Here is a 24,119-nt window from a genome sequence, read left to right as displayed (position 1 = left end):
TACACATGTTAAACCTTAATTAACCTTTAGCTGGAATAAGGTTTACTTTAAAAGCCCTTAAATTTATTTAGGGGCTTTTTTATTCCTTAAGTTTTCTTTAAGTTTCGCTCTTTAAATTATAAACATACTCCTTAAACGGGCGATGTTTATGCAATTAGCACAGTCAAACTTACCACTAAATTACACATCTAATCCGACACATTATATCAGTGCTCGAGTGAATGATGAGCATCGAAATGAACTAGAGGCCGCAGTAAAAGAGGGGTTTTTAGTGGCTTACAATGCAACGCTTAAATCATTTATGCCGCTACTTTGCCAATACACAACAAGTGAGGGGCAATGTACGTTAGGTTTAAGGCAAGCTACCTCTTCCTTATTTATTGAGCAGTACACGGCAGAGCCCATCGAGCACTTTTTATTAGAACAAACTCCGCGTAGTAAAATTTTTGAGCTAGGTAATTTATGCTCTACACATCGAAAGGCAACGCTTGGGCATTTTATTGTTGTTAACGAGGCGCTTTACCATACTGGAGCTAAATATTTAGTATTTTGCGCCACTAAAAAAGTACGAGCTATGCTTCGACTGTTAGGTGTTAACTGCACTGAAATTGCTGTTGCTAACAGCTTTGTAGTAGAAAACCCATTAAGTTGGGGAAGTTATTACGCTAATCAACCAACTGTCTGTGTTGTGAGTTTAGAGCAAGCTCACCAACAAATCGTAAAAACAACAGAGCTTTATAGCTTATTGCGTCAAAACCAGCATGAAATTGATACATTAGCGAATGCATTGGTGAAAATATGAGTTTATATGATACGCAATCAAATGCAGCTATTGTTGTTTCACACAGTAATAATAAAACCCATGAAATAAGTGGAAAAGAGTTTGACCAACAAACCACAACGTTGGCTAATACTTTAAAGGCTTTTGAAGGAAATGTGGTTGCTTTTCAGCTTGATAACACCCCCGCATGGCTAGCCTTAGATTTTGCAACTCGAATAATCGATAAAGTGGCTATACCTATCGCTCCATTTTTTAGCGAGCAACAAACGCAGTATGTACTCAATCAATGTGGCGCTGCTATTTTTATTACAGATACTCTGCCTGGTCCTAACCAGCATCCAGCGCTGAGTGTTATGTTATTTGATTGCTATTGTTTGTATATATACTCACAAACAGTGAGTAAAGCAGTTAACTACTTCGATACGACCCAAAAAGTAACGTTTACATCAGGCTCGACAGGTGAGCCAAAAGGGGTGTGTTTGTCTGCTCACAGTCAAATGCAAGTGGCGCAATCATTGTGCGATAAGATTAATATTAATCAGCCTGTGCATTTATGTTTATTACCACTGGCGGTGCTTCTTGAAAACATAGCAGGTGTATATGCGCCTTTGAAAAGTGGCGGTCAAGTTCATTTAATACCACTGAACGAACTCGGTTTTGTAGGGTCTTCGTTAGCGCAACCTAATGCACTTATTAACGCTATTGATAAAGTAAATCCTAATACACTTATATTGGTGCCAGAGCTTTTAACATGCCTTGTTACTTTTGCAGAACAAGGCTGGCAGCCGCCTAAATCACTCAAGTTTATAGCAGTGGGTGGGGCGATTGTAGATAAAACCATAATTGTTAAAGCTAGAAGTTTAAATTTACCTGTTTATCAAGGTTATGGACTATCTGAAGCAGCGTCGGTAGTTAGCTTAAACACAGTCAAAAACGATAATTACCATAGTGCAGGTCGTGTTCTTCCTCATATTCAAACCAAGATTACAGACAATCAATTATATATTAAGGGAGACCTGTTTTTAGGGTATTTAAATCACCCGCCACACGATCAAAACCAGTGGTACGCCACCGGGGACTTGGTTGAGCAACAAAATAATACATTATTTATTAAAGGGCGGATAAAAAATCTAATTATTACCAGTATGGGGCGAAACGTGAATGCTGAATGGCCTGAATCATTATTGCTAAGCCAAAGCGGCATTTTACAAGCGGTTGTTTTCGGCGAAGGTAAACCCTTTTTAACCGCCATTATTTACGTCAATTCAACACTAAACAAACAAAGCTTAACTCTACTTATAAATAACGTAAACCAACAATTACCTGATTACGCTCGCATAAAAAAATGGCACTGCATAGCTAAGCCATTAAGTGCTCAACAAGGGTTGTTAACAACTAATAATCGTCCAAAACGACAAGCAATTAGTCGCCATTACCACCATGTTTTCGAACAATTTTACCGACCTGGAGAAGTAATTAATGAGTAATTTTTTTAATACATTAAAAGCACAAACACAAAACGAGCGTGAGTACTTATTAGCTGCGCCAATTATACAGCGTGTATTTAACGGACAAGCAACGCTTGAAGAATATGCCTCTTTTCTGGCGCAGGCTTATCATCATGTAAAACACACGGTTCCTTTAATGATGTCAGTTGGCGCGCGTTTAACTGATGAGCAAGAATGGTTACGCGAAGCGGTAGCAGAATACATTGAAGAAGAAATTGGCCATCAAGAATGGGTGCTTAACGATATTGCCGCTTGTGGTTTTGATAAAGAACGCGTGCGTCATTCCAAGCCACAGTTTGCAACAGAAATAATGGTGTCGTATGCCTACGACAGTATTGCTCGTAAAAACCCGTTGAGCTTTTTTGGTATGGTCCATGTGCTCGAAGGTACCTCTATAGCGCTGGCCGACGGGGCTGCATCAAATATTGCAAGCGCCGTGGGTTTACCAAAAAAAGCGTTTAGTTATTTAACCTCTCATGGTGCCTTAGATATTGAGCATGTGAAGTTTTTTGAAGACCTCATGAACAAAATAACCAATGAGGCCGATCAACAAGCAATCATCCATGGTGCAAAGTGTTTTTACCGTTTATACGGGAATATATTTCGCGATTTAGATAGTGAACCCTTTTTTAAGACTACTACGCAAAGTGCATCTGTATGAGTGGGGCTCTATGTGTATTAACCGGTGCCTCGGGTGGAATAGGGCAAGCTTTTGCAAAAATGTTACATGAGCAAGGTTGGTCATTATTGTTGGTGGGGCGTAATAAACCAGCCCTTGAAGCCCTAAACAAAACGCTCCCAAATAGTGAGGTTTTTATTGGTGATTTAACCGATGAAGCTACCCGCGTTAATTTAGCTATAAAAGCAAACCAACTCGGTGGTACTAAGCTGTTGGTTAATAACGCAGGCATTAATGTTGTGCAAGGTTTGAAGCAAACCAGTTGTGATCAAATAGACTCGGTATTGAGCACCAATTTATTGGTCCCCATAAAATTATGCCAATTGTTTTTGCAACAGCTAGAAAACTCAAAAGGCATAATAGTAAATGTAGGATCGTCGTTAGGCAGTATTGGATACCCCTATCACACACTTTATTGTGCAAGTAAATTTGGTTTACGGGGGTTCACCGAAGCCCTTTCTCGTGAGCTTAATGGCTCTGGAGTTAATGTGACTTATTTAGCACCAAGAGCTACAGATACAAGTATTAACAATGATCAAACCCGTGCAATGAACAAAGCGCTTGGTAATAAAATGGATACACCTGAACGCGTAGCAAAAGAGTTATTAACGTTAATTAATTCAAGTAAAAAAAGACGCTTTATTGGTTTTCCAGAAAAATTATTTGTGCGTATTAACGGTGCTTTTCCAAGCATTGTGGATGGCGCAATTGGTAAACAACTATCAATAATAAAACGATTTTTAAGTTAAAAATAAACGAATACACGAGGATAAAGTTATGTATAAAATGACCCTAGCGTTATATTTAATTGTGTTAAGTATATTATCAATATCAGCCAAAGCAGATGAATCGCAAGATTTACTCGCCATTCAACAACAATGGGCAATTGCCAATTATGAACTTGAAGACGATGCGCAAATAAAAGCATTCACAGATCTAACTGAGCAAACAACATTATTTGTGCAAAACTACCCAAATTCTGCACAATCACATATTTGGCATGGCATTGTACTAGCCAGTTTTGCCGGAGCTAAAGGAGGGATCGGGGCTCTGGGATATGCAAAACAAGCAAAAGAATCGCTAGAGCATTCACTTGAAATTGACGGCACAGCACTTGGAGGCTCTGCGTATGCGAGCTTAGCCACGCTTTATAGCAAAGTACCTGGTTGGCCTATAGGTTTTGGCGATGATGATAAGGCTAAAAAGCTTTTTAAACAGGCACTTGCATTTAATCCGCAAGGTATTGATACTAACTACTTGTACAGCGAATTTTTGTATGGTGAACGTGAATACAAAGAAGCTAAAGCACGGTTAGAGGTCGCGCAAAAAGCGGGTATACGAGAGCACCGACGTAAAGCTGATGAATATCGTCAACAAGCCATTAGCCAATTACAAGTAAAAGTAGATAAAAAACTTAAGAGATAAATAATAAGCATGCATTTACTGTTAGTAGAAGATGATCAACTTGTGGCGCAGGGACTTATCCGTTCATTGCGCCAAGAAGGCTACAGTGTTGAACACAGTGGTACAGTAAAACATGCGCTTCAATGCATATCTGGGGGTGAAATAGAACTCGTCATACTCGATTTGGGATTGCCCGATGGCGACGGTACTCAGATTTTAAAACAAATAAAACAACAAAAAAAAATAATACCTGTCGTTATTTTAACGGCACGTAGCAGTATAGATGACAAAGTACTTGGGCTCGATATGGGAGCTGATGATTACTTAGCTAAGCCTTTTGAGCCAGCAGAACTATTTGCACGTTTACGGGCCGCGAGTAGGCGAATAAACCATACCCATTCAAGCCTATTAAACTGTGGCGATGTTGTCCTTGACACATCAGCCCACAGCGCCAGTGTAAGTGGGGAGCCATTAACCTTGCCTCGCAAGGAATACATGCTATTAAAAGCATTAATGGAAAATCAAGGGCGTGTGCAGTCAAAGCAGCAGCTCGAAAATAAACTTTACCAATGGGGCGAAGAGGTCGGCTCTAATACCATAGAAGTTCACATACACCACTTACGAAAAAAGTTTCCAAAAGATTTTATTAAAACTCTTCGTGGTATCGGGTATGTGGTAGGAAAACGTTAGTGTCTATTCGTAAACGCCTTACCTTAATACTACTGTCGATGATGGTGCTTATCTGCTTTTTTGCGCTTGTAAAAGGGTATCAAAAAAGTATGCGTGAAGGTGAAACTCTGCTCGATAACGAGTTAAAAATAGTGGCGCTAGTACTGGGTGAACAGCCCTTAGTCAAAACAGCACAAGCTATAAAGTTAAATAGCGCTAATACCCAGCTTCTTTACCAAATTTGGTACCAAGATACGTTATTGAGTGGATCTGCTAGTTTAAAAATAGAGCCCATGGATTTTGAAGAGGGCTTTCAAACTGCCAATATTGCAGGGCAGAGAATGCGAGTGTTTGTTTTAACAAAAAATAACCGAAAAGTGATAGTAGCTGAGCCAATATCAAAACGCTTTGAGTTGGCAGAAGCCGTTATTTTGTCTGCGATGCTACCCATGCTTTGGGCTGTGCCAATACTTGCCGTGTTTATTAGCTTTTTTATTAAGCATGCACTGGCGCCCCTAACACAATTATCGAAACAGCTTGCTGAGCGTAAAGCAAATGATTTTAGCCCTATAAGCTGGCACGTTACCGACCAAGAGATTAAGCCCGTAATAAATAGGTTAAATGATCTATTTCAACGAGTAGAGACTGCCTACCTAAGAGAGCGCTTTTTTGCCTCAGACGCAGCCCATGAACTGCGAACCCCACTCAGTAGTTTAAAAATAAATGTGCATAATTTAAAAAAATTGGAAAACGATCAGTATTATGAGCAAGAGTTAGAGGCTATGTCACAGGGGGTCAATCGACTGGGTAATATAGTGGAGCAAATGCTTATCTTGGGCCGTACCCATCCAGAGCAATGGCAAAAGCAATTTACTGAACAATGTTTACTGGTAATTACCCAGCATGCGGTATCTGATCAATACGACAAAATAGATGAAAAAAATCTAACAATAAGCTTAGAGGGTGATGACTTTAAAATTAATGGCGATGAGTTTACGCTTACTACGCTTATTTCTAACTTATTAAGTAACGCAATAAAATACACCCCTACAAATGGTAAAATTACAATAAAGCTTGTCAATAATGATGGGTATTATTGGCAAATTGACGATTCAGGTTCCGGCATGACTGATGAGCAAAAACAGCGTGTATTTAATAGGTTTTATCGTGTTGGAGGGGATCAGCATCCATCAGGAGAGCAAGGAGCTGGATTAGGCATGGCTATAGTGCAACACATTATTGCTATATATTCAGCCCAAATAACATTAACAGATAGCCCTTTGGGCGGACTAACCGCGCGTGTCACCTTCAAGGGGGAGCAACATGGGTAAGTGCATAATTAAGCAATGCTTATGTCTTTTAGTGCTTATATCGTTTGAAATTAATGCAAAAGAGTACCTGATTGTACTAAAAGATCACTTATTTTACCCTTCAAAAATAACGATCCCAGAAAACCAAAAAGTTAAATTAATTATAGAAAACCAAGACGACACCCCTGAAGAATTTGATAGTTTTGATTTGAATAGAGAGAAAGTTCTTTATCCGCATCGAAAAAGCGTTATTTATATAGGCCCTCTAAAAAAGGGGCGGTATGCGTTTTTTGGCGAATTTTCGCCAAATTCTGCAACAGGTGTTGTAATTGTAAACAACAAAGAGGCGCAACATGCTAATAACTAGTTTAGTAGTTAGCCTTAACCAATTGCTTCCAATTGCAATTTTATTAGTACTATTACAAGTTTTTGCAAAGCAAAGCGCCCACCATATATGGATCTGTTTGATGGTTGGTGTTGCAATGTCGTTTTTATATATGTACAGCGCGTTGTGGGCTAGTCAGTGGTTTGATCATAAAGGGCTGGAGTACATTCAAATCGCTATGTGTATTGCAATATTCATTGCGGTACTCGTGTTTGTTATACAGCAAAGTGTTACGGCTTTTAATTTTGCAATTATTACTACGATAGTCATGTACTTAAGCCACTATGTTATTTATCTCAATAGCTTTTGGAAAAATAGTGATGCAGCTGAAAGCTTATTTATAGGCACATTCTTAGGCTCTGGTATTTGTTTAAGCTTTTGTGTGTTGTTGTACTTTTTTATGAGTGGCGTTAAGCACCGTTTTGGTAATTACCCAATACTCATTTTAATTGCCTTAAATAGTGCATCTAAGCTGCTGGTTGCTCTTGATTTAGCAAGTCAAATAGACTTAATTACAAATACTAATCCTATTTGGGATTTAAGGCATTGGATTAGTGAGCACTCAGAGCTTGGTCGAGTGCTTCGCGCTCTAATTGGTTACGAGGCTACTCCTGATCTCACTACGGTGCTTACCTACATCGCAAGTACAGCGTTATTTTTAATATTTTGCTACGTTATTCCAGCTTCAATATCTAAGGAACGAGTATGAAAGCACTCAACCTGTATTCAGCACTATTTTTAACCGCTTTTTGTATGCTGTTAATTCCAAACCAAGCGAATGCCGATGGTATTGTCGTTGATAAGGTTTACCATCCCTATGTATTGCCGCTAGAGCGCGAGTTTGAATGGCGTTTAGTTTCTCATCAAACCGACAATGGCAACCTCTTAGCACAGCGAATTGGTGGTGGTGGAGCAATCAACGATACGATGGCTGTAGAAGGCTATTTTGTAGGAGAGCGAGATGACACTGGTGACTTTGGTTTAGAATCATATGAAGTTGAACTGCGTTGGCAATTAATAGAACAAGGTAAATTATGGGCTGATTGGGGCGCGTTATTTGAACTTGAAAAAATGCACAATGAAGACATCTACGAAGCAACGACGGGTTTTTTAATAGAAAAAGAGTTTGGTAAAACGAGTTTAACCATGAATGCATTTTTAGTGTACGAATGGGGTAAAGATATTGAAAACGAATGGGAAACCCAGTTCAGGGTACAATATCGGTATAGATACCTATCTGCGTTTCAACCTTCCATTGAGTTGTATGCAGGAGAGGATTTCATTGGGATTGGGCCAGGGTTTATTGGGTTATACAGGTTTGAAGGTCAAAAGCAGCTAAAATGGGAAGCCGGTTTTATAAGTGAAATTAGCCAAGCTGAAAAAAACCATAGTTTTAGACTAGCCCTAGAATTTGAATTTTAAGCTAGTAAACACAATGTGGTTATTTATTGCTCAGTAATTAAAGGAAGTGCTTGACTTATATTTGGTTATCTATATAGTGGGCCGCAGCTAGAAAGAAAGCATGTAAGCTATAAATCTCCATTTCGATGTTGTATAAGTAATACTTGTAGTACCGTCCTGAAGTTTTTAAAGTACCATCTCATTTTTTGCTACACCCGCTCATATGAGCATATTTTTTATTTTTATATCAGGATATTACAATGTCTAACATCGTATCAGGTACAGTTAAGTGGTTTAACGAGTCTAAAGGTTTTGGTTTCATCGAGCAAGAAAATGGCCCAGACGTTTTCGCACATTTCTCAGCAATCAAAAGCGAAGGTTTCAAAACTTTAGCTGAAGGCCAACGTGTAGAGTTTACTCTTTCACAAGGTCAAAAAGGTCCTCAAGCTGATAACATCACAGCTGTATAATTTTACTTTTTAAGTAAAATGAAAAAAGCGCCTAGGGCGCTTTTTTTGTGTCTAAAATAAACCTAACTTATGTAACAACCCTACCTACTACTAACAAGCACAATTTAAGTGATTCTATTTCCCCCTAAACACCACTACTTTTTGGCAGGAATACGTGGCAATAAAATGTCGAAATAGCCGGTTTTAACAAATAATACCAACTCCCTTAATTAAGTGATCTTTTAAGGATGAAAAAGCGCGTGAAAGCTACTCTAAATGAGTTTTTTACGCAGATAACGATACGTTTTTCATTGCAGGTTGGTATAAAAGCGAAGATGGTAACAAGTGCTTGCAGCGCTTATTAAAGTACTAATTAATACGATGAGGTAACAACACTTGTTATTGGTTTACAGCACAGTTAAACAATACAAATTAAAAGTTTGCTTATTTACCGTAAGGGCTTTTTTTAGTTTTATTTATCTCTTTATATGCTGTTTGCATTTTTTCTATAAGAACTGTATCTGTATCTTTATTTGCAGCTAAATAAGCAACCGTTGTTAGTGCATCTATTTTAAAAATAAACTTTAAGTGGCCAGGTTTAAGTTTGAAGTAATCACTGTATTGGAGCATGTAATGCGGGTCATCTAATATTAGATCTACTTTTTTGGCTAGTAGTAACTGATAAGAATGTTGTATATCTGAAGTTATAACGCCCTCAACCCCCATTTTTGTGAGAGTTTGTGTTGAAAAGTCGTTATATTGCATCGCTATTTTATAATTTTTTGCTTGGTTAGTATTATTGATTACTATATCTGTTCTGTCTGATAGCCCAACAAACCCCATTTCAAAGCGACCAATTTCGCCTACCCACTGAAATTGATTTTCTCGTTCAGCTGTACGAGCAATACTGTATATAAACGTGTTTTTCTCCTCGCTTGCCATTTTATAAGCGCGAGCCCAAGGGTACATTTGTATGTCTGGCGTTAAACCGGCCTGTTTAAATATATCCCTTATGTATTGTGTCCCTTGACCTTGAACAGTGCCGTCTATTAAAACTTGATTAGGCGGTGCTAATTCTGTAACTACCAGTAACGGTTTTTCAGCTAAAGTAGAAAACGATAAAACAAGTATAAAAAGGGTCAGAATGTATTTCACAACAGCGAGTCATTATTGAATTAAAAACACTAACTTAAGTGTGGAACAAAATAGAATAATTACAAAAAAAAGTGATTAAAATAGAGCATTATAATGATTAAGTGGTAGTTAGGATAAGATAAAAAGGCATAAGGTAATTTACGCCTAAAACGATAAAAGGGCCTTGCGGCCCTTGGTGAAGTATCGTTCAAGTCAGATAGCACTTTAACCCCTTAAAGTACTAACTTCTTGTTTTGCAACACCGGTTCATCTCTTAAGTTTCTAAGCTAGCGAGAGGAAAAACCCAGCAATTGCTGCGCTCATAAGGTTAGCCATAGATCCTGCTAACACTGCTCTGAGCCCTAAGCGTGCGATATCCTTCCGCCTGCTAGGCGCCATACCGCCTAACCCACCTAGTAAAATGGCTATCGATGATAAGTTAGCGAATCCACACAGAGCAAACGTAACAATTGCTTGTGTGTGCGCACTTAACGTATCGCGATAATTTATAAAGTCTAAGTAAGCAACAAACTCGTTTACTACTATCTTTTGACCAATAAAGCTGCCGGCTATAATTGCCTCATCCCACGGTACACCGAGTAACCATGCAACAGGAGCAAATACATAACCTAAAATTTCTTGTAGCGTTAATGTTGGATGATCAAACCATCCGCCCACACCACCTAATAAACCGTTTAAAAGCGCAATCAGTGCAACAAAAGCCAGTAGCATTGCACCTACGTTTAGCGCCAAATGCATGCCATTTGCAGCGCCTGATGCTGCCGCATCAATTACATTTACCGGTTTATCGTCATCGTTTAAATCTAAATCAGCTAAGTTATCTTTAGGTGTTTCGGTTTCTGGCACAATCATTTTTGCCATTAAAAAACCACCCGGTGCCGCCATAAAGCTGGCTGCAATTAAGTACTTAAGCTCTACACCAATAATTACGTAACCCGCCATTACAGACCCAGCTACAGTGGCTAAGCCACCTACCATCACAGCAAACAACTCAGACTTGGTCATTGTTGCTATAAAAGGTTTAACAATTAACGGTGCTTCAGTTTGGCCAACAAAAATGTTTGCCGTTGCTGAAAGTGATTCTGTGCGCGAGGTTTTTAAAAGCTTTTGTAAACCACCGCCTAAAATCTTAATAATCCAATCCATAATGCCAATGTGATATAAAACAGCAACTAGCGCTGAGAAAAACACAATAACGGGCAAAACCTGAATTGCAAAAATAAAACCAAGTGTGTCTTGTGAAGCCAGAGGGCCAAACAAAAAGCCAATACCATCGTTGGCATAGCCAATAACCGATGAAACAGCGGCCGACATACTTGCTAATACGTTTTTTCCTGCGTCAAAAAACAGAACAAAGCCACCAATAACAACTTGCATTGCAAATGCTATAGCAACGGTTCTTAAATTAATTGCCTTGCGATTAGTTGACGCGGCAAAGGCAATGCCCAGCAGCACACACATGCCTACTAAGCTCATAAATGTTGTCATACAAATGTTTCCCGTTGTTATTCTTGTAGTAAATATTTAATTTTACTTTTTATAATATCAATCGCAACGCGGTTCATGCCGCCTCGAGTCACAACTAAATCTGCATTATGCTTAGAAGGCTCAATAAATTGATAAAACATCGGTCTTACAGTTGCTTGATACTGTTCAACAACAGATTGTAACGTTCTGCCTCGCTGCTCCATATCACGTTGCATACGACGCATTAAGCAGATATCTAAAGGGGTGTCTATAAACACCTTAATATCAAATTCTTTATTAAGCGCTTTATCGCTCAGTAATAAAATACCTTCCACAATCAAAATTTTTGCAGCAGCTACACGTCGCGTTTTATCGCTGCGAGTATGTTGTGCATAATCATATGTTGGTACTTCTACTGAGTTTCCACTACGAAGTTGAGTTAAATGTTCAAGCATTAACTCATGTTCAAATGCATCAGGATGGTCGTAGTTCGTTTGCGTACGATGAGCCATCGGCAAATGCGACTGATCCTTGTAGTAAGCATCTTCTTCAATAATGGCAATTGCGCCCGGTTCAAGCTCATTAACCAACTCATTGTATATAGTTTGGCTAAACAGAGATTTGCCCGACGCAGACGCGCCAGCAATAGCTATAATAGTTGTTCGTGTCACTAAAGTTCTCACCCACACAGAAGGATATATTGTTGGTAGATCACAATAGCAAAAAAGACACGATTAATCTCTTTTGCTTCGCTTAAGAACGCAAATTTATAATGTTTAGGTTTTATGAAACAGGACTTTTGTCCTGTACGGAAAAATCGTTCAGCAGATAAAGTAACCACCTAGAAACAAAGTGAGGTCAAAATGGCAAGAGCAATTATCTTAATGGCAGATAGCCTAGGAATCGGTGCAGCACCAGATGCAGATAAATTTGGTGATATTGGCGCCAATACATTCGCTCACTTATTAAAAGCATATTACGACGAAACAGGCAGTGCACTTTCGCTTCCTAATCTATCAAAATTAGGTTTAGTAGACGCCTGCGAAGCCGCCGGTGGAGAAACGTGTTTAGTTTCAGACCGCCAAGCACCACAAGGTGCGTGGGGTTACGCTAAAGAACTTTCTAGCGGAAAAGACACCCCATCAGGTCATTGGGAAATGGCCGGTGTACCTGTGTTATTTGATTGGGGTTACTTCCCAAAAACACAGCCAAGTTTCCCGCAAGAATTTGTAGACGAGTTTATAGCTCGTACAGGTATTCCAGGCATTTTAGGCAATTGCCATGCATCAGGAACCACCATTTTAGAACAGCTAGGTGAAGAGCACGTAAAAACAGGTAAACCAATCTGTTACACCTCAGCTGATAGCGTGTTTCAAATAGCCGCGCATGAAGAGTCATTCGGCCTAGAGAAGCTTTATCAAGTTTGCGAAATCGCACGGGCGCTGCTTGATGAAATGAACATAGGACGAGTGATTGCGCGGCCATTTTTGGGTTCAAATAGTCAAGATTTTGCACGAACAGGTAACCGTCGTGACTATTCAGTACTTCCGCCTGCACCTACCTTGTTAGATGTACTAGCAAAAGACGGCGGCGAAGTAATTAGTATTGGTAAAATTTCAGACATATACGCGCATCAAGGCATAACCCAAAAGCACAAAGCACCAGGGCTTATGAACTTGCTTGAAAAAACCAGTGAGGTAATTTCAACAGCACCTGATCGCAGTTTAATATTTACCAACTTAGTTGATTTTGATGAAAAATTTGGTCATCGCCGTAATCCTGTAGGTTACGCCAAAGCATTAAAAGAATTTGATGACTACTTACCAACTATACTAAACCAGTTAAATGCAGATGATGTATTAATGATCACTGCCGACCACGGATGTGACCCAACCTTTCCAGGTTCTGAGCACACACGTGAATACGTACCTGTGATAGCGTACAAGCCTGGTATGGATAATACACCGCTAGGTGAACGAAACAGTTTTGCAGATATTGGTCAAACACTAGCACAGTGGTTTAACTTGTCTGAGCTTGAATATGGCGACAGCTTTTTAACTCAATTAAACGCGCCAAAATAAAAAGGAAACAACGAATGAGTACTCCTCATATAAATGCAAATGTTGGTGATTTCGCCGAAACAGTTTTAATGCCAGGCGATCCGCTACGTGCGCAATATATTGCTGAAAACTTTTTAGATGATGCGGTACAAGTAACGGGTGTACGCAACATGTTTGGCTTTACAGGTACTTACAAAGGTAAGCCAGTAAGCATTATGGGTTCAGGCATGGGTATTCCATCAATGTCTATATACGCACGTGAGCTTATTGTTAGCTTTGGCGTAAAAAACATTATACGCATTGGTACATGTGGCGGTATTGGTACCGACATTAAAATCCGTGACGTAATTTTTGCACAAGGTGCAAGCACAGATTCAAACGTAAACCGTGCACGTGTTCGTGGCTACGATTTTTCTGCAATTGCAGACTTTGACCTACTGTTAAACGGCGTTAACGCAGCAAAAGAACTAGGTATTAAAGCAAAAGTAGGTAACGTATTTACAACCGACACTTTCTACCAAGCAGACGACACTTTCTATAAAGATTTAGACAAGTTAGGCGTACTCGCTGTTGATATGGAAACAGCCGGTTTATATGGCGTTGCAGCTGAATACGGCGCAAACGCAATGGCATTATTCACCGTAAGTGACCACGTGATCACGGGTGAAGCAACACCTGCCGATGAGCGTCAAAGCACGTTTAACGAAATGGTTAAAATTGCATTAGAGTCTATCTAATCGATAAAACAGTTCCTTGGTAACGTATTCACTAAGTTTTGGAGACACGCCCAAAGTGAAGTGAGACTAACCTCCAAAGCCGCATTTTATGCGGCTTTTTTTATGCCCTAATAATTATAAAATCAATATGTACCAAATTCTAAATACGCAGCGCTTTTTGAACTCTTTGTGAAAAAATGGGTTTTAAATCTAAATGCACAAAGAGAAGCGAATGAGAAAAAAATGAGCAGCCCTAAACTAATGTTTAGTTTATTTTTGTAGACGTAGAGCGTGCTCACGTTAGAAGCGTAGCTTCTTGTTACTTATAAAATTATCACCACAGAGCGCACCGAGGCGCTTCGCGCTACACAGAGTTAAAAAATATTGATTAGTCACTACTCCTGTTCTTCTCCTGTACTTCTCGGTGGTAAAACAGTCACTTTAATAACATAGTAAAACGTTGCTAGTAATCGAAAGCAAAGTACGTCTACAGGTTACATTCAGGCACTGTTTTGTGAATAATGGCTTTTAAATCTAAATCCACAAAGAGAAGCGAATGAGAAAAAATGAGCAGCCCTAAAGCAATGTTTAGTTTATTTTTGTAGACGTAGAGCTTGCTCACGTTAGAAGCGTAGCTTCTTGTTACTTATAAAATTATCACCACAGAGCGCACCGAGGCGCTTCGCGCTACACAGAGTTAAAAAATATTGATTAGTCACTACTCCTGGTCTTCTCCTTTACTTCTCGGTGGTGAAATAGTCACTTTTGCAGCATAAGTCATACGTTGCTATTGAACGATAGCAAAGCACGTCTACAGGCTATATTTAGCCACGGCATTGTAAATACGGGGCTTTTTTACTATCTCTAAAAGCGCAGCATCTCTTAGCTTCTTTGTGAAATTGGGCTTTAAAGCAGTATGCAAAAAAAGAACCAAATGAGGAGTAAATGAGAAGAAAAAAGCCAATTAGGTTAACTTATTTACCACAGAGCGCACCGAGGCATTTCGCGCTACACTGAGAAAACAGGAGTAACAATTAATCATGGCTCCTTGCCTTTTCTTTACTACTTGGTGGTGAAGCAATCATTTTTATACCCTCATTAAAAATTATGTGTTTAATAAAATTATTTTAAAAGCTGGGTTAAACTCAAGGTAAACTACGCAATGAAAGCCAAGGTTATTCATTTAATTGCTACCCGAAAACGTTAAAATTTGCTATGTTGCAATACAATACACGCTTAGTGTTTTTATTAGGAAAGTTATGAAATCGTTATCTATTTTTTTTGCTTTATTTACCCTAACGCTAGCTTTAAATAGTTATGCCACAGAGCCCACTAACGAACAGCAAAAAGCTGACGAAAAAGTAAACACACTTGAATATAAAGCCCCTGAGCTTAAAAAACCTGTTATTGACCCAGCAAAACCAGACGACACTAAAGTGTTAGGCGATGAAACACCAAAGCCCGTTGTTAAACTAAAAAATAAAATAGAAAAAGCTGCAGCCGTAGCCGAGGCAGAAAAAGCCGTAGCGCAAGCAAAAGAAGCCTTAACCGCTAAGCAGCAAGCTAAAGCTAAACAATCTCGCGAATCACTAGCCGTGGTTGAACAACTTATAAAAGCATACAACGCACGAAATATTGAAGAGTTCATTCGTGTTTACGATGAAGATGTAGAGTTTTATATTTTTCCCAATGAGCTATTATTTAAAGGAAAAGAAAAACTAATAGCACGTTATGGGTTAATGTTTAAAAAGCTAAAGTGTATTCACTCATCGCCTATTAAACGTATAGTCCATGGCGATATAGTAATAGATCATGAGCTATCAGAAACCTGTTCAACAGACGAAAACGTAATAGATAAACGCTCAGAGCTTGTATCGAGCTACCAAATTAAAAACGGAAAAATAATCCGCGTATTATTTTTTCGTTAAGGATTATTATGCAAATTACTGACGACAAAAAACTTCGCTTAATGTACCGAGTTGAACCTGGTTGTTTAGGCCCTGAAGGCGCAGAATATATTGAAGATTTTTGTCGTTATGCCAATAAGCATATTAAGTCACCGTACTATGCACAATTTGTCTTTTTACCGCGTTACGATAAACAAAAAGACGAACGCCAATACAGCGTAAACAGCCGTAACCTTTCACAATTACAGGTTAAAAAGTACTTTAGCTATTTTGAAATTGATATGGATGGCTTTGAAGAGCAACTCGACGAGTTACTCACCAAAGCAATCGACTTGTACTTTAAGCGTTAACACCTAAAACTTCGAACAAAAGTAAAGCGGCTAAGGTATACTGAGTACGTATGCTTTATACCAAAGCCTGCTCACGTAACCCTTTATCAAATCACTTAGCCTCTACTTCTAAAAGCGCGGCATATCCTAGCCTTGTTTTGTAGACGTAGAGCTTGCTCACGTTAGAAGCGTAGCTTCTTATTACTTAAAAATACATACCACCACAGAGCGCACCGAGGCGCTTTGCGCTACACAGAGTTAAAAATATTGGTTAGTCACTTCTCCAGGTCTTCTCCTTCACTTTTCGGTGGTGAAATAATCACTTTTATAGCATGAGTAAAACGTTGCTATTAAACGAAAGCACAGCGCGTCTTTAGGCTATATTTAGCCAAGGCATTGTAAATGCTGGGCTTTTTCACTAACTCTAAAAGCGCAGCGGCTCTTAAACTCTTTGTGAAATTGGGTTTGAAAGCAGTATGCACAAAGAGAACAAAATGAGGTGTAAATGAGTAGCGAAAGCAAGCTGGGTTAAATTAATTTGTAGACGTAGAGCTTGCTCACGTTAGAAGCGTAGCTTCTTGTTACTTATAAAATTACCACCACAGAGTACACCGAGGCGCTTCGCGCTACATAGAAAAAACTAAAATAAATGTGTTTGAAGCAATGTTGTAAGTTAATGCCGTTTAATCACTACTCCTGTTCTACTCCTTCACTTCTCGGTGGTGAGTTAATTACTTTATAACCCCTAAAACCATAACGCACAAAGAGAACAGAATAAGCTGAAAATGAACTGCCCAAAACCAGTGTGTGGATATTTTTGGTAGACGTAGAGCTTGCTCACGTTAGAAGCGCAGCTTCTTATTTCAGGTCAAATATTAAATTACTTAGTCCCTAACTCTAAAAGCACAGCACTTTATTACAGCCACAAAAAAAGAGCTTTCGCTCTTTTTTAAATACTATATAAACAGGCTAAACTTACTCGCCCGCCACAATAGTATTAAAGCTATTATTATCATGCAGGCTTGCAAATGCACTTTCGTGAAGTAACTCATTACGTAAGTTAGGCGAGTACTCAAGTGCCATTTTTATATCGGCCAATGCATCGGCGTGCTCGTGTATTAGCGCAAATGCACACGCACGTTGCCAATACGCATAACCATAATCGCTATCTATATCAATTGCTTGGTTACATAAATCAATCGCTTTGGCTGTTTGATTAATTTCAAGCAACGCATCAGCCTTATAGGCAATAGCTTCAACATCTTCAGGTTTACGTTTTAAAATTTCATCAAAAATTTCAATTTTGTTAGCGTAATCACTTTCTAAATTTGCGCGCATCCACAACGAGTGAACCTCGTTTGTAATAGAAATACGTTCTTGGTTACTGAGTATTTCTTCAGAACGTACACGCAGTTTTTCTTCTAGAATTTTTAATCGGTCTTCGTATTCGTCGGTAATAACACTCACGCGCGTATTTACAATATCTTCTACTTTGTTTTTAACATCACGAAGCGAATTCCACCCAACAAGCACCAAAATAGATGCCGTGGCGGTAATAATAAAAAACACATTATTTATCGTATCGGTGGTGTAAGTAAGGGCTCTGTCGGCCGTGTCTAATTGCGCGTGCGTAACTTGTTTAGTTACATCTTCACGTAGTTTTTGCTGATCTTGGCGAACCGCTTTTAGCTCATCTAAAATGTAGCGTTCCATAAGCGGTTTATACATAGGCTCTTTAAGTTGCTCGAGCGCTTGCTGTTCTTGTTGCTTTGAGGGGGCTTCTGTTTGTTGCTCAGCGGCATTAGCCGACGCTAAAAATAAAGTAAAAAAAATACATAGTAAAGAAAAGTAATAACGCATCAACATGCCCAAATAAAATAATTAATTGCAAAAATAATATTAACACGCACAACCTAAACTCACTAGGGCAGGTTTTGTTTTGAGGGCGAGTTTACTACGCATTATAAATTATTATTATGAAAACATTGTGTAGTGGTAAATTTCAGGCAAAAAAAACCAGCTCAGGGTGAGCTGGTTGAAACTGCTAAAACATCAAAGGTCGGGAAAACTTAACTACTGTTAGCTAATTATAATCAACTAACAAAAAACTGATAAACTGAGTTTATAAAGTAAAGGTGTATTGGGCTTAGTAATACACCTTTAGCATTATAACTACAATTTCATGGCGAAGGGGGGTATTCCTATGTGCGCTATGGTAAACCAAAGCCACTTTCAAACCCTTCACATACCATTACGCCGCTACTTTTTAATTCGATCATCGTTATTTAAAAAAAAGATCAAAATATTAAAACCCACTTGTTTGCAGCACTAACTCAAGCCTCAATTTACCAGAGCTTGTTTTTTAAGTTCCAACCAAAAATACAAATCAGACCAATCGTTTTAAATACGGTGTATTCATTGGCATAGCTCAAAAAATAAACCTATATTAGTAATTCAAAATAAGTATACTTATATAAGTAGTTGATTAAGCATCATTTGCATTAGTTAAAAATAGTATTACTTAAACAAATTAAATATCGCTTACGTATTTTTTTCACCAAGAGGATTGAAAATGAGCAACTCTAGCGCCGGCAAATGCCCGGTAATGCATGGCAGCAATACACAAACAGCTGGCCAAAACACAGATTGGTGGCCAAACGCACTTAATTTCGACATTCTACATCAACACGATACAAAAAGTTCTCCCTACGGCAGCGACTTTAACTACGCTGAAGCATTTAAAACCCTCGACCTAGAAGCCGTAAAAACCGACTTAAAAAACTTAATGACCCAAAGCCAAGATTGGTGGCCAGCCGACTGGGGCCACTACGGTGGTTTAATGATCCGCATGGCATGGCACTCAGCAGGATCGTACCGTTTATCTGACGGACGTGGCGGCGGTGGCACTGCAAATCAACGTTTTGCGCCTTTAAACTCGTGGCCCGACAACGCCAACCTCGACAAAGCGCGTCGCCTACTTTGGCCAATTAAAAAGAAATACGGTAACAAACTCTCGTGGGCCGATCTCATTATTTTAGCGGGCAACATGGCATACGAATCAATGGGCTTAAAAACCTTTGGGTTTGCCGGTGGCCGTGAAGACATTTGGCACCCAGAAAAAGACGTATACTGGGGCGCCGAAAAAGAATGGTTAGCACCAAGCGACGAACGCTACCAAAATGTAGATAAACCCGACACAATGGAAAACCCCTTAGCGTCTGTTCAAATGGGCCTAATTTACGTAAACCCAGAAGGGGTAAACGGTAAACCCGATCCGCTTAAAACCGCAGCACAAGTGCGCGAAACATTTGCCCGCATGGCAATGGACGACGAAGAAACCGCAGCCCTTACCGTTGGTGGCCACACTGTAGGTAAAACACACGGTAACGGAAAAGAGTCAAACCTTGGCCCAGAGCCAGAGGCGGCTGATATTTCAGAGCAAGGCATGGGGTGGAACAACCACAAAACACGGGGTATTGGTCGCGATACAATGACATCGGGCATTGAAGGTGCATGGACCACGCACCCAACAAAATGGGATAACGGCTACTGTGATCTTCTTTTAAACTACGAATGGGAACTGACAAAAAGCCCAGCAGGCGCTCACCAATGGGAACCTGTAAACATTAAAGAAGAGGACAAACCGGTTGATGTAGAAGACCCATCAATTCGTTTAAACCCAATAATGACCGACGCCGACATGGCCATGAAAATGGACCCAGCGTACCGTAAAATAATTGAGCGTTTTCATAACGATTTTGAGTACTTTTCAGACGTGTTTGCACGTGCATGGTTTAAACTCACGCACCGCGACCTAGGGCCAAAAGCACGTTACTTAGGTGCCGATGTACCAAGTGAAGATTTAATTTGGCAAGATCCAATTCCAAGCGTTGACTACACCTTAACAGATGCGCAAATCAGCGATTTAAAAGCAACATTACTTAATTGTGGTGTAAGTGCCAGCGATTTAATCAACACCGCATGGGACAGTGCACGTACCTACCGAGGGTCTGATCACCGAGGCGGTGCAAACGGGGCACGTATTCGTTTAGCACCACAAAAAGAGTGGCAGGGTAACGAGCCAGAGCGCTTAGCAAGCGTGTTATCAGCGCTTGAAAAAGTGCAAGCAGAGTTAAGCACACCGGTAAGCATGGCCGATTTAATTGTACTTGGCGGCACAGCCGCGGTTGAACAAGCCGCTAAAAATGCAGGGGTAGAGGTTAACGTTCCGTTTGCGCCAGGGCGCGGCGACGCAACCGACGACATGACCGACGCCGAATCGTTCGACGTACTTGAACCGATCCACGATGGCTTTAGAAATTGGCTGAAAAAAGATTACGTGGTATCTGCTGAAGAGTTATTACTTGAGCGTAGCCAACTAATGGGTTTAACCGCCCCTGAAATGTCGGTGCTTATTGGTGGTATGCGAATGCTGGGTACCAACCATGGCGGCACACAGCACGGTGTATTTACAAATAACGTAGGCGCGTTAAGCAATGACTTTTTTGTAAACCTAACTGACATGGAAAACCGCTGGGAACCAACCGGCAATGGCCTTTACAATATTGTAGACCGCGCAAGCGGCGCAACTAAATGGACCGCAACACGCGTAGATTTAGTATTTGGGTCAAACTCAATTTTACGCGCATTGGCAGAGTTTTATGCTCAAGACGATAATAAAAAACGTTTTGTTCACGACTTTGTAAATGCATGGGTAAAAGTAATGAACGCCGATAGGTTTGATATTTAATAAACCTGAGCAACAGTTAAAAAGGAGCAGCAATGCTCCTTTTTTGTTTTTAAAAACAAGGCTGAACAGATGCACAAAGAGAAGCCATAGTAAGCAGGATTAACTTATTTTGTAGACGTAGAGCTTGCTCACGTTAGAAGCGCAGCTTCTTAGCGGTTTAACAATATTTGTAAAAGCGTTGCTTTTAAACGCCAGCAAGCTGCGCGTCTACAAGTTAATTTAAACACTGCTTTGTAGACGAAGAGCTTGCTCACGTTATTAGCGTAGCTTCTAGCTTTATAAATCATTTAACTTAAATAAATACAATCCCAATATGGATATTGTCCGACATTTTTTGCAACGCCTGCTCTGAGTGGGTTAGCAACAATATAACGAGCTTGATTGATTAAATCTTTTTCAGAACGAAGCTGATGTTCAAAATAATTTTGCTGCCAAATTTTGCCTGTTGTTCCATTTAGCTTATTTATCTTTAAAGTCGTTACACTTTTAAAGATTTTTATTACGTTGGCTAGTGAGCACTCTTTAAGCTGAAATAACCAATGTAGATGATCAGGCATTAATACATAGCAAATTGTATTAACTTTATTTTGCATATCCACAATAGCCTTTGCTGCAATACATGCATTGCCAAATTCTTTAAATAGAGATGCTCTATTTATGCAGCATATAGTCACAGAGTAGAACTCATTATTATTTGAAAAACGATGTGCTAATAATTTTGAGGAGTCATGCATCGGAGAGTCATATATTTTGGCTTTGTATAAACATAGATAAGAATTGACCTAAAACAAGTTTTAAAACGCGTTGCTTTTTCACGCCAGCAAGCTGTGCGTCTACAGGTTAATTTAAACATTGCTTTGTAGACGTAGAGCTTGCTCACGTTAGAAGCGTAGCTTCTTGTTTTTTTAATAAGTTACCACCACAGAGCGCACCGAGGCGCTTCGCGCTACACAGAAAAAAACCGAGCAATAATTAGTCACTGCTCCTGCTTTTCTCCGTCACTTCTCGGTGGTAAAACAATCACTTTATAACCCTTAAAAGCGTATTACACAAAGAGAAGTGAATGAGGAGTAAATGAGTAGGAAAAGCAAAAGGGGTTAGTTTAGTTTGTTTTTGTAGACGTAGAGCTTGCTCACGTTAGAAGCGTAGCTTCATATTACTTATAAAATTATCACCACAGAGTACACCGAGGCGCTTCGCGCTACACACAAAAAACACGAGCAATAGTTAATTACCTCTTGGTGATGATCTAATTACTTGTTTACTAATGCATTTAACCACGCACAAAAAAGGCGCTAACTAAGCGCCTTTTAAAACTAAACACCCAGCGGGCTTATGCTTTTTTCTCTTCGCAGCTTGCAAGGTATTCATCAAACGTACCCTGAAAATCAATAACCTGCTTATCTTTAATATCAATAATGCGCGTAGCCAACGACGACACAAACTCACGGTCGTGGCTTACAAAAATAAGCGTCCCTTCAAAGTCTTTAAGCGCATTATTTAATGCCTCAATGGCTTCCATATCCATGTGGTTTGTTGGCTCGTCCATTACAAGTACGTTCACGTCTTGCATCATTAACTTACCAAATAACAAACGGTTTTTTTCACCACCTGAACAGTTACGCGCTTTTTTGTTTGAATCGTCTGCGGTAAACAACAAACGGCCCAACATACCACGAACCATTAAATCGTTATGCTTAGCTGTACGCCATTGCGACATCCAATCAAATAACGTCAAATCGTTATCAAAGTCTTTAGTGCTGTCTTGCGGGCAATAACCAAAGCTCGCATTTTCAGACCACTTAATTTCGCCTTCGTTACTTTTAAGCTCGTTAACTAAACAGCGTAAAAAAGTAGTTTTACCCACCCCGTTTTCGCCAATTACCGCAAGCTTTGCACCGGCTTCTAGTAAAAACTCACCGCCACTAAACAGTGTTTCACCATCAAACCCATGGCCAAGTTTGTTAACTTCAAGTGCTTGGCGGTACATTTTTTTGCCTTCGTCAAAGTTTAACGACGGGCTCATACGGCTCGATGCTTTAACTTCATCAAGCTTAATTTTATCCATTTTTTTAGCACGCGAACTAGCTTGTTTAGCTTTAGAGGCATTAGCACCAAAGCGGTTAACAAAGTCTTGTAGCTCGTCAATCTCAGCACTTTTTTTAGCGTTTTCAGCTAAAAGTTGCTCGCGTTGCAGGCCTGCCGCTTCTAAAAACTTTTCGTAGTTACCCGGGTAAATACGCAGCTCGCCGTAATCAATGTCGGCCATGTGTGTACAAACCGAGTTTAAAAAGTGACGGTCATGCGAAATAATAATCATCGTACATTTACGTTTGTTCAGCTCGTTTGCAAGCCACGTAATGGTATGAATATCCAAGTTATTGGTAGGCTCATCGAGTAGCAGTATGTCTGGGTTTGCAAACAACGCTTGCGCCAAAAGCACACGTAGTTTCCAGCCCGGTGCAACATTTGCCATTAACCCGTAATGAAACTCTTTATCTATACCCGCTTCTAGCAAAATTTCTTCAGCGCGGCTTTCGGCAGTGTACCCGTCCATTTCGGCAAATACACTTTCAAGGTCGGCCACTTTCATGCCGTCTTCTTCGCTCATTTCAGGTAACGAATAAATACGTTCGCGCTCTTGCTTAACTTTCCAAAGCTCAACGTCGCCCATAATTACCGCATCTACCACTGTGTATTGCTCAAATGCAAACTGGTCTTGGCTTAGGTTACCTACTTTTAAACCTGGCGTAATCGACACATTACCCGCACTAGGTACCAGTGCACCGCTTAAAATTTTCATGAAAGTCGACTTGCCGCAGCCGTTAGCGCCAATTAAACCGTAACGGTTACCGTTACCAAATTTAGCTGAAATGTTTTCAAACAACGGCTCTGCGCCAAACTGCATCGTAATATTTGCGGTGGAGATCAAAAAAGGTGTCCTAGAAAAATACTGACAGGGTTATGGGCGCAGCAGGTGCGAAAATAGACCAGGCAATAGGAGTAAATAAGGCGGCAAATTATACAGGCCAAGCATATTAAAGGCTAGCCTATTTAAACGTTAATTCACTTGATTGCTTTTGAACACGGCTTTATTGTATTAAAAATATCAAAAAAAGAGTGAGTTATGTCGCCAGCTAAAATTTGCA

At 39.7% G+C, this 24,119-nt stretch carries 22 protein-coding genes; 16 read left to right on the top strand and 6 right to left on the bottom strand.

What is annotated here, in order from left to right; genetic code table 11:
* Nucleotides 1-148: 148 nt before the first annotated feature.
* The 11 genes from CWB62_RS07045 (at nt 149) to CWB62_RS06995 (ending at nt 8,607) form a co-directional block, all read left to right on the top strand.
* Nucleotides 149-802 carry a thermostable hemolysin gene (locus CWB62_RS07045; RefSeq protein WP_058405422.1) on the top strand — a complete coding sequence of 218 codons (654 nt, stop codon included), beginning with the start codon at nt 149-151 and terminating at the stop codon, nt 800-802.
* Nucleotides 799-2,268 carry an AMP-binding protein gene (locus CWB62_RS07040; protein WP_138528398.1) on the top strand — a complete coding sequence of 490 codons (1,470 nt, stop codon included), beginning with the start codon at nt 799-801 and terminating at the stop codon, nt 2,266-2,268. Before CWB62_RS07045 ends, CWB62_RS07040 begins: the two co-directional genes overlap by 4 nt.
* Nucleotides 2,261-2,950 carry an iron-containing redox enzyme family protein gene (locus tag CWB62_RS07035; RefSeq protein ID WP_058405424.1) on the top strand — a complete coding sequence of 230 codons (690 nt, stop codon included), beginning with the start codon at nt 2,261-2,263 and terminating at the stop codon, nt 2,948-2,950. The genes CWB62_RS07040 and CWB62_RS07035 overlap by 8 nt, the downstream gene beginning before the upstream one ends.
* Nucleotides 2,947-3,717, top strand: coding sequence for an SDR family oxidoreductase (locus CWB62_RS07030; RefSeq protein WP_058405425.1), 771 nt, complete (start codon nt 2,947-2,949; stop codon nt 3,715-3,717). The genes CWB62_RS07035 and CWB62_RS07030 overlap by 4 nt, the downstream gene beginning before the upstream one ends.
* A gap of 28 nt (nt 3,718-3,745) precedes the next feature.
* A complete protein-coding gene (locus CWB62_RS07025; protein WP_138528400.1) occupies nt 3,746-4,393 on the top strand; it encodes a tetratricopeptide repeat protein in 648 nt (215 codons plus the stop codon).
* Between the two features lie 9 nt (nt 4,394-4,402).
* The gene (locus CWB62_RS07020; RefSeq protein WP_138528402.1) at nt 4,403-5,062 is read left to right on the top strand and encodes a response regulator; all 660 of its coding nucleotides are present in this window, start codon (nt 4,403-4,405) and stop codon (nt 5,060-5,062) included.
* Complete coding sequence (locus CWB62_RS07015) at nt 5,062-6,372, top strand: ATP-binding protein (RefSeq protein WP_138528404.1); 1,311 nt, start codon at nt 5,062-5,064, stop codon at nt 6,370-6,372. The genes CWB62_RS07020 and CWB62_RS07015 overlap by 1 nt, the downstream gene beginning before the upstream one ends.
* Complete coding sequence (locus CWB62_RS07010; RefSeq protein WP_138528406.1) at nt 6,365-6,718, top strand: cupredoxin domain-containing protein; 354 nt, start codon at nt 6,365-6,367, stop codon at nt 6,716-6,718. Before CWB62_RS07015 ends, CWB62_RS07010 begins: the two co-directional genes overlap by 8 nt.
* The gene (locus CWB62_RS07005) at nt 6,705-7,445 is read left to right on the top strand and encodes an FTR1 family protein (protein ID WP_138528408.1); all 741 of its coding nucleotides are present in this window, start codon (nt 6,705-6,707) and stop codon (nt 7,443-7,445) included. Before CWB62_RS07010 ends, CWB62_RS07005 begins: the two co-directional genes overlap by 14 nt.
* Nucleotides 7,442-8,158, top strand: coding sequence for a hypothetical protein (locus CWB62_RS07000; protein ID WP_138528410.1), 717 nt, complete (start codon nt 7,442-7,444; stop codon nt 8,156-8,158). The genes CWB62_RS07005 and CWB62_RS07000 overlap by 4 nt, the downstream gene beginning before the upstream one ends.
* A gap of 239 nt (nt 8,159-8,397) precedes the next feature.
* A complete protein-coding gene (locus CWB62_RS06995; protein WP_002959120.1) occupies nt 8,398-8,607 on the top strand; it encodes a cold-shock protein in 210 nt (69 codons plus the stop codon).
* A gap of 423 nt (nt 8,608-9,030) precedes the next feature.
* Here the strand turns inward: CWB62_RS06995 and CWB62_RS06990 are convergent, their stop codons facing one another.
* The 3 genes from CWB62_RS06990 to udk form a co-directional block, all read right to left on the bottom strand.
* Nucleotides 9,031-9,741: a substrate-binding periplasmic protein gene (locus CWB62_RS06990; protein WP_058405432.1), complete on the bottom strand. Its 711-nt coding sequence runs from the start codon at nt 9,739-9,741 to the stop codon at nt 9,031-9,033.
* Between the two features lie 261 nt (nt 9,742-10,002).
* A complete protein-coding gene (locus CWB62_RS06985; protein ID WP_008132935.1) occupies nt 10,003-11,229 on the bottom strand; it encodes a NupC/NupG family nucleoside CNT transporter in 1,227 nt (408 codons plus the stop codon).
* Nucleotides 11,230-11,246: 17 nt separating this feature from the next.
* Nucleotides 11,247-11,879, bottom strand: a complete 633-nt coding sequence (gene udk, locus CWB62_RS06980) for a uridine kinase (RefSeq protein ID WP_006794607.1) — start codon at nt 11,877-11,879, stop codon at nt 11,247-11,249.
* 192 nt (nt 11,880-12,071) lie between these two features.
* Between udk and CWB62_RS06975 the strand changes: the two genes are divergently transcribed.
* From CWB62_RS06975 to CWB62_RS06960, 4 genes are all read left to right on the top strand, one after another.
* Nucleotides 12,072-13,289: a phosphopentomutase gene (locus tag CWB62_RS06975; RefSeq protein ID WP_138528412.1), complete on the top strand. Its 1,218-nt coding sequence runs from the start codon at nt 12,072-12,074 to the stop codon at nt 13,287-13,289.
* 14 nt (nt 13,290-13,303) lie between these two features.
* Nucleotides 13,304-14,005, top strand: a complete 702-nt coding sequence (deoD, locus tag CWB62_RS06970; protein ID WP_006794609.1) for a purine-nucleoside phosphorylase — start codon at nt 13,304-13,306, stop codon at nt 14,003-14,005.
* Nucleotides 14,006-15,243: 1,238 nt separating this feature from the next.
* Nucleotides 15,244-15,912 (top strand): nuclear transport factor 2 family protein, encoded by a 669-nt coding sequence (locus tag CWB62_RS06965; RefSeq protein WP_138528414.1) that lies wholly within the window; start codon nt 15,244-15,246, stop codon nt 15,910-15,912.
* Between the two features lie 8 nt (nt 15,913-15,920).
* A complete protein-coding gene (locus CWB62_RS06960) occupies nt 15,921-16,241 on the top strand; it encodes a hypothetical protein (protein ID WP_058405219.1) in 321 nt (106 codons plus the stop codon).
* 954 nt (nt 16,242-17,195) lie between these two features.
* Here CWB62_RS06960 and CWB62_RS06955 read toward each other — a convergent pair.
* Entirely contained in the window at nt 17,196-18,080 is an 885-nt protein-coding gene (locus CWB62_RS06955; protein ID WP_138528416.1) for a tetratricopeptide repeat protein, read from the bottom strand.
* Nucleotides 18,081-18,792: 712 nt separating this feature from the next.
* On the opposite strand from CWB62_RS06955, the gene katG reads away from it, so the two are divergent.
* A complete protein-coding gene (katG, locus tag CWB62_RS06945; RefSeq protein ID WP_138528418.1) occupies nt 18,793-20,970 on the top strand; it encodes a catalase/peroxidase HPI in 2,178 nt (725 codons plus the stop codon).
* Nucleotides 20,971-21,257: 287 nt separating this feature from the next.
* Here the strand turns inward: katG and CWB62_RS06940 are convergent, their stop codons facing one another.
* A complete protein-coding gene (locus CWB62_RS06940; protein ID WP_138528420.1) occupies nt 21,258-21,704 on the bottom strand; it encodes an REP-associated tyrosine transposase in 447 nt (148 codons plus the stop codon).
* Between the two features lie 599 nt (nt 21,705-22,303).
* Entirely contained in the window at nt 22,304-23,902 is a 1,599-nt protein-coding gene (locus tag CWB62_RS06935; protein ID WP_138528422.1) for an ABC-F family ATPase, read from the bottom strand.
* Between the last annotated feature and the right edge of the window lie 217 nt (nt 23,903-24,119).

Source organism: Pseudoalteromonas sp. S408 (assembly GCF_005886645.1).
Classification (GTDB): Bacteria; Pseudomonadota; Gammaproteobacteria; order Enterobacterales; family Alteromonadaceae; genus Pseudoalteromonas.
Note: the sequence above shows the minus strand (reverse complement) of the source record. Positions and strands in the feature narration are given on the sequence as shown.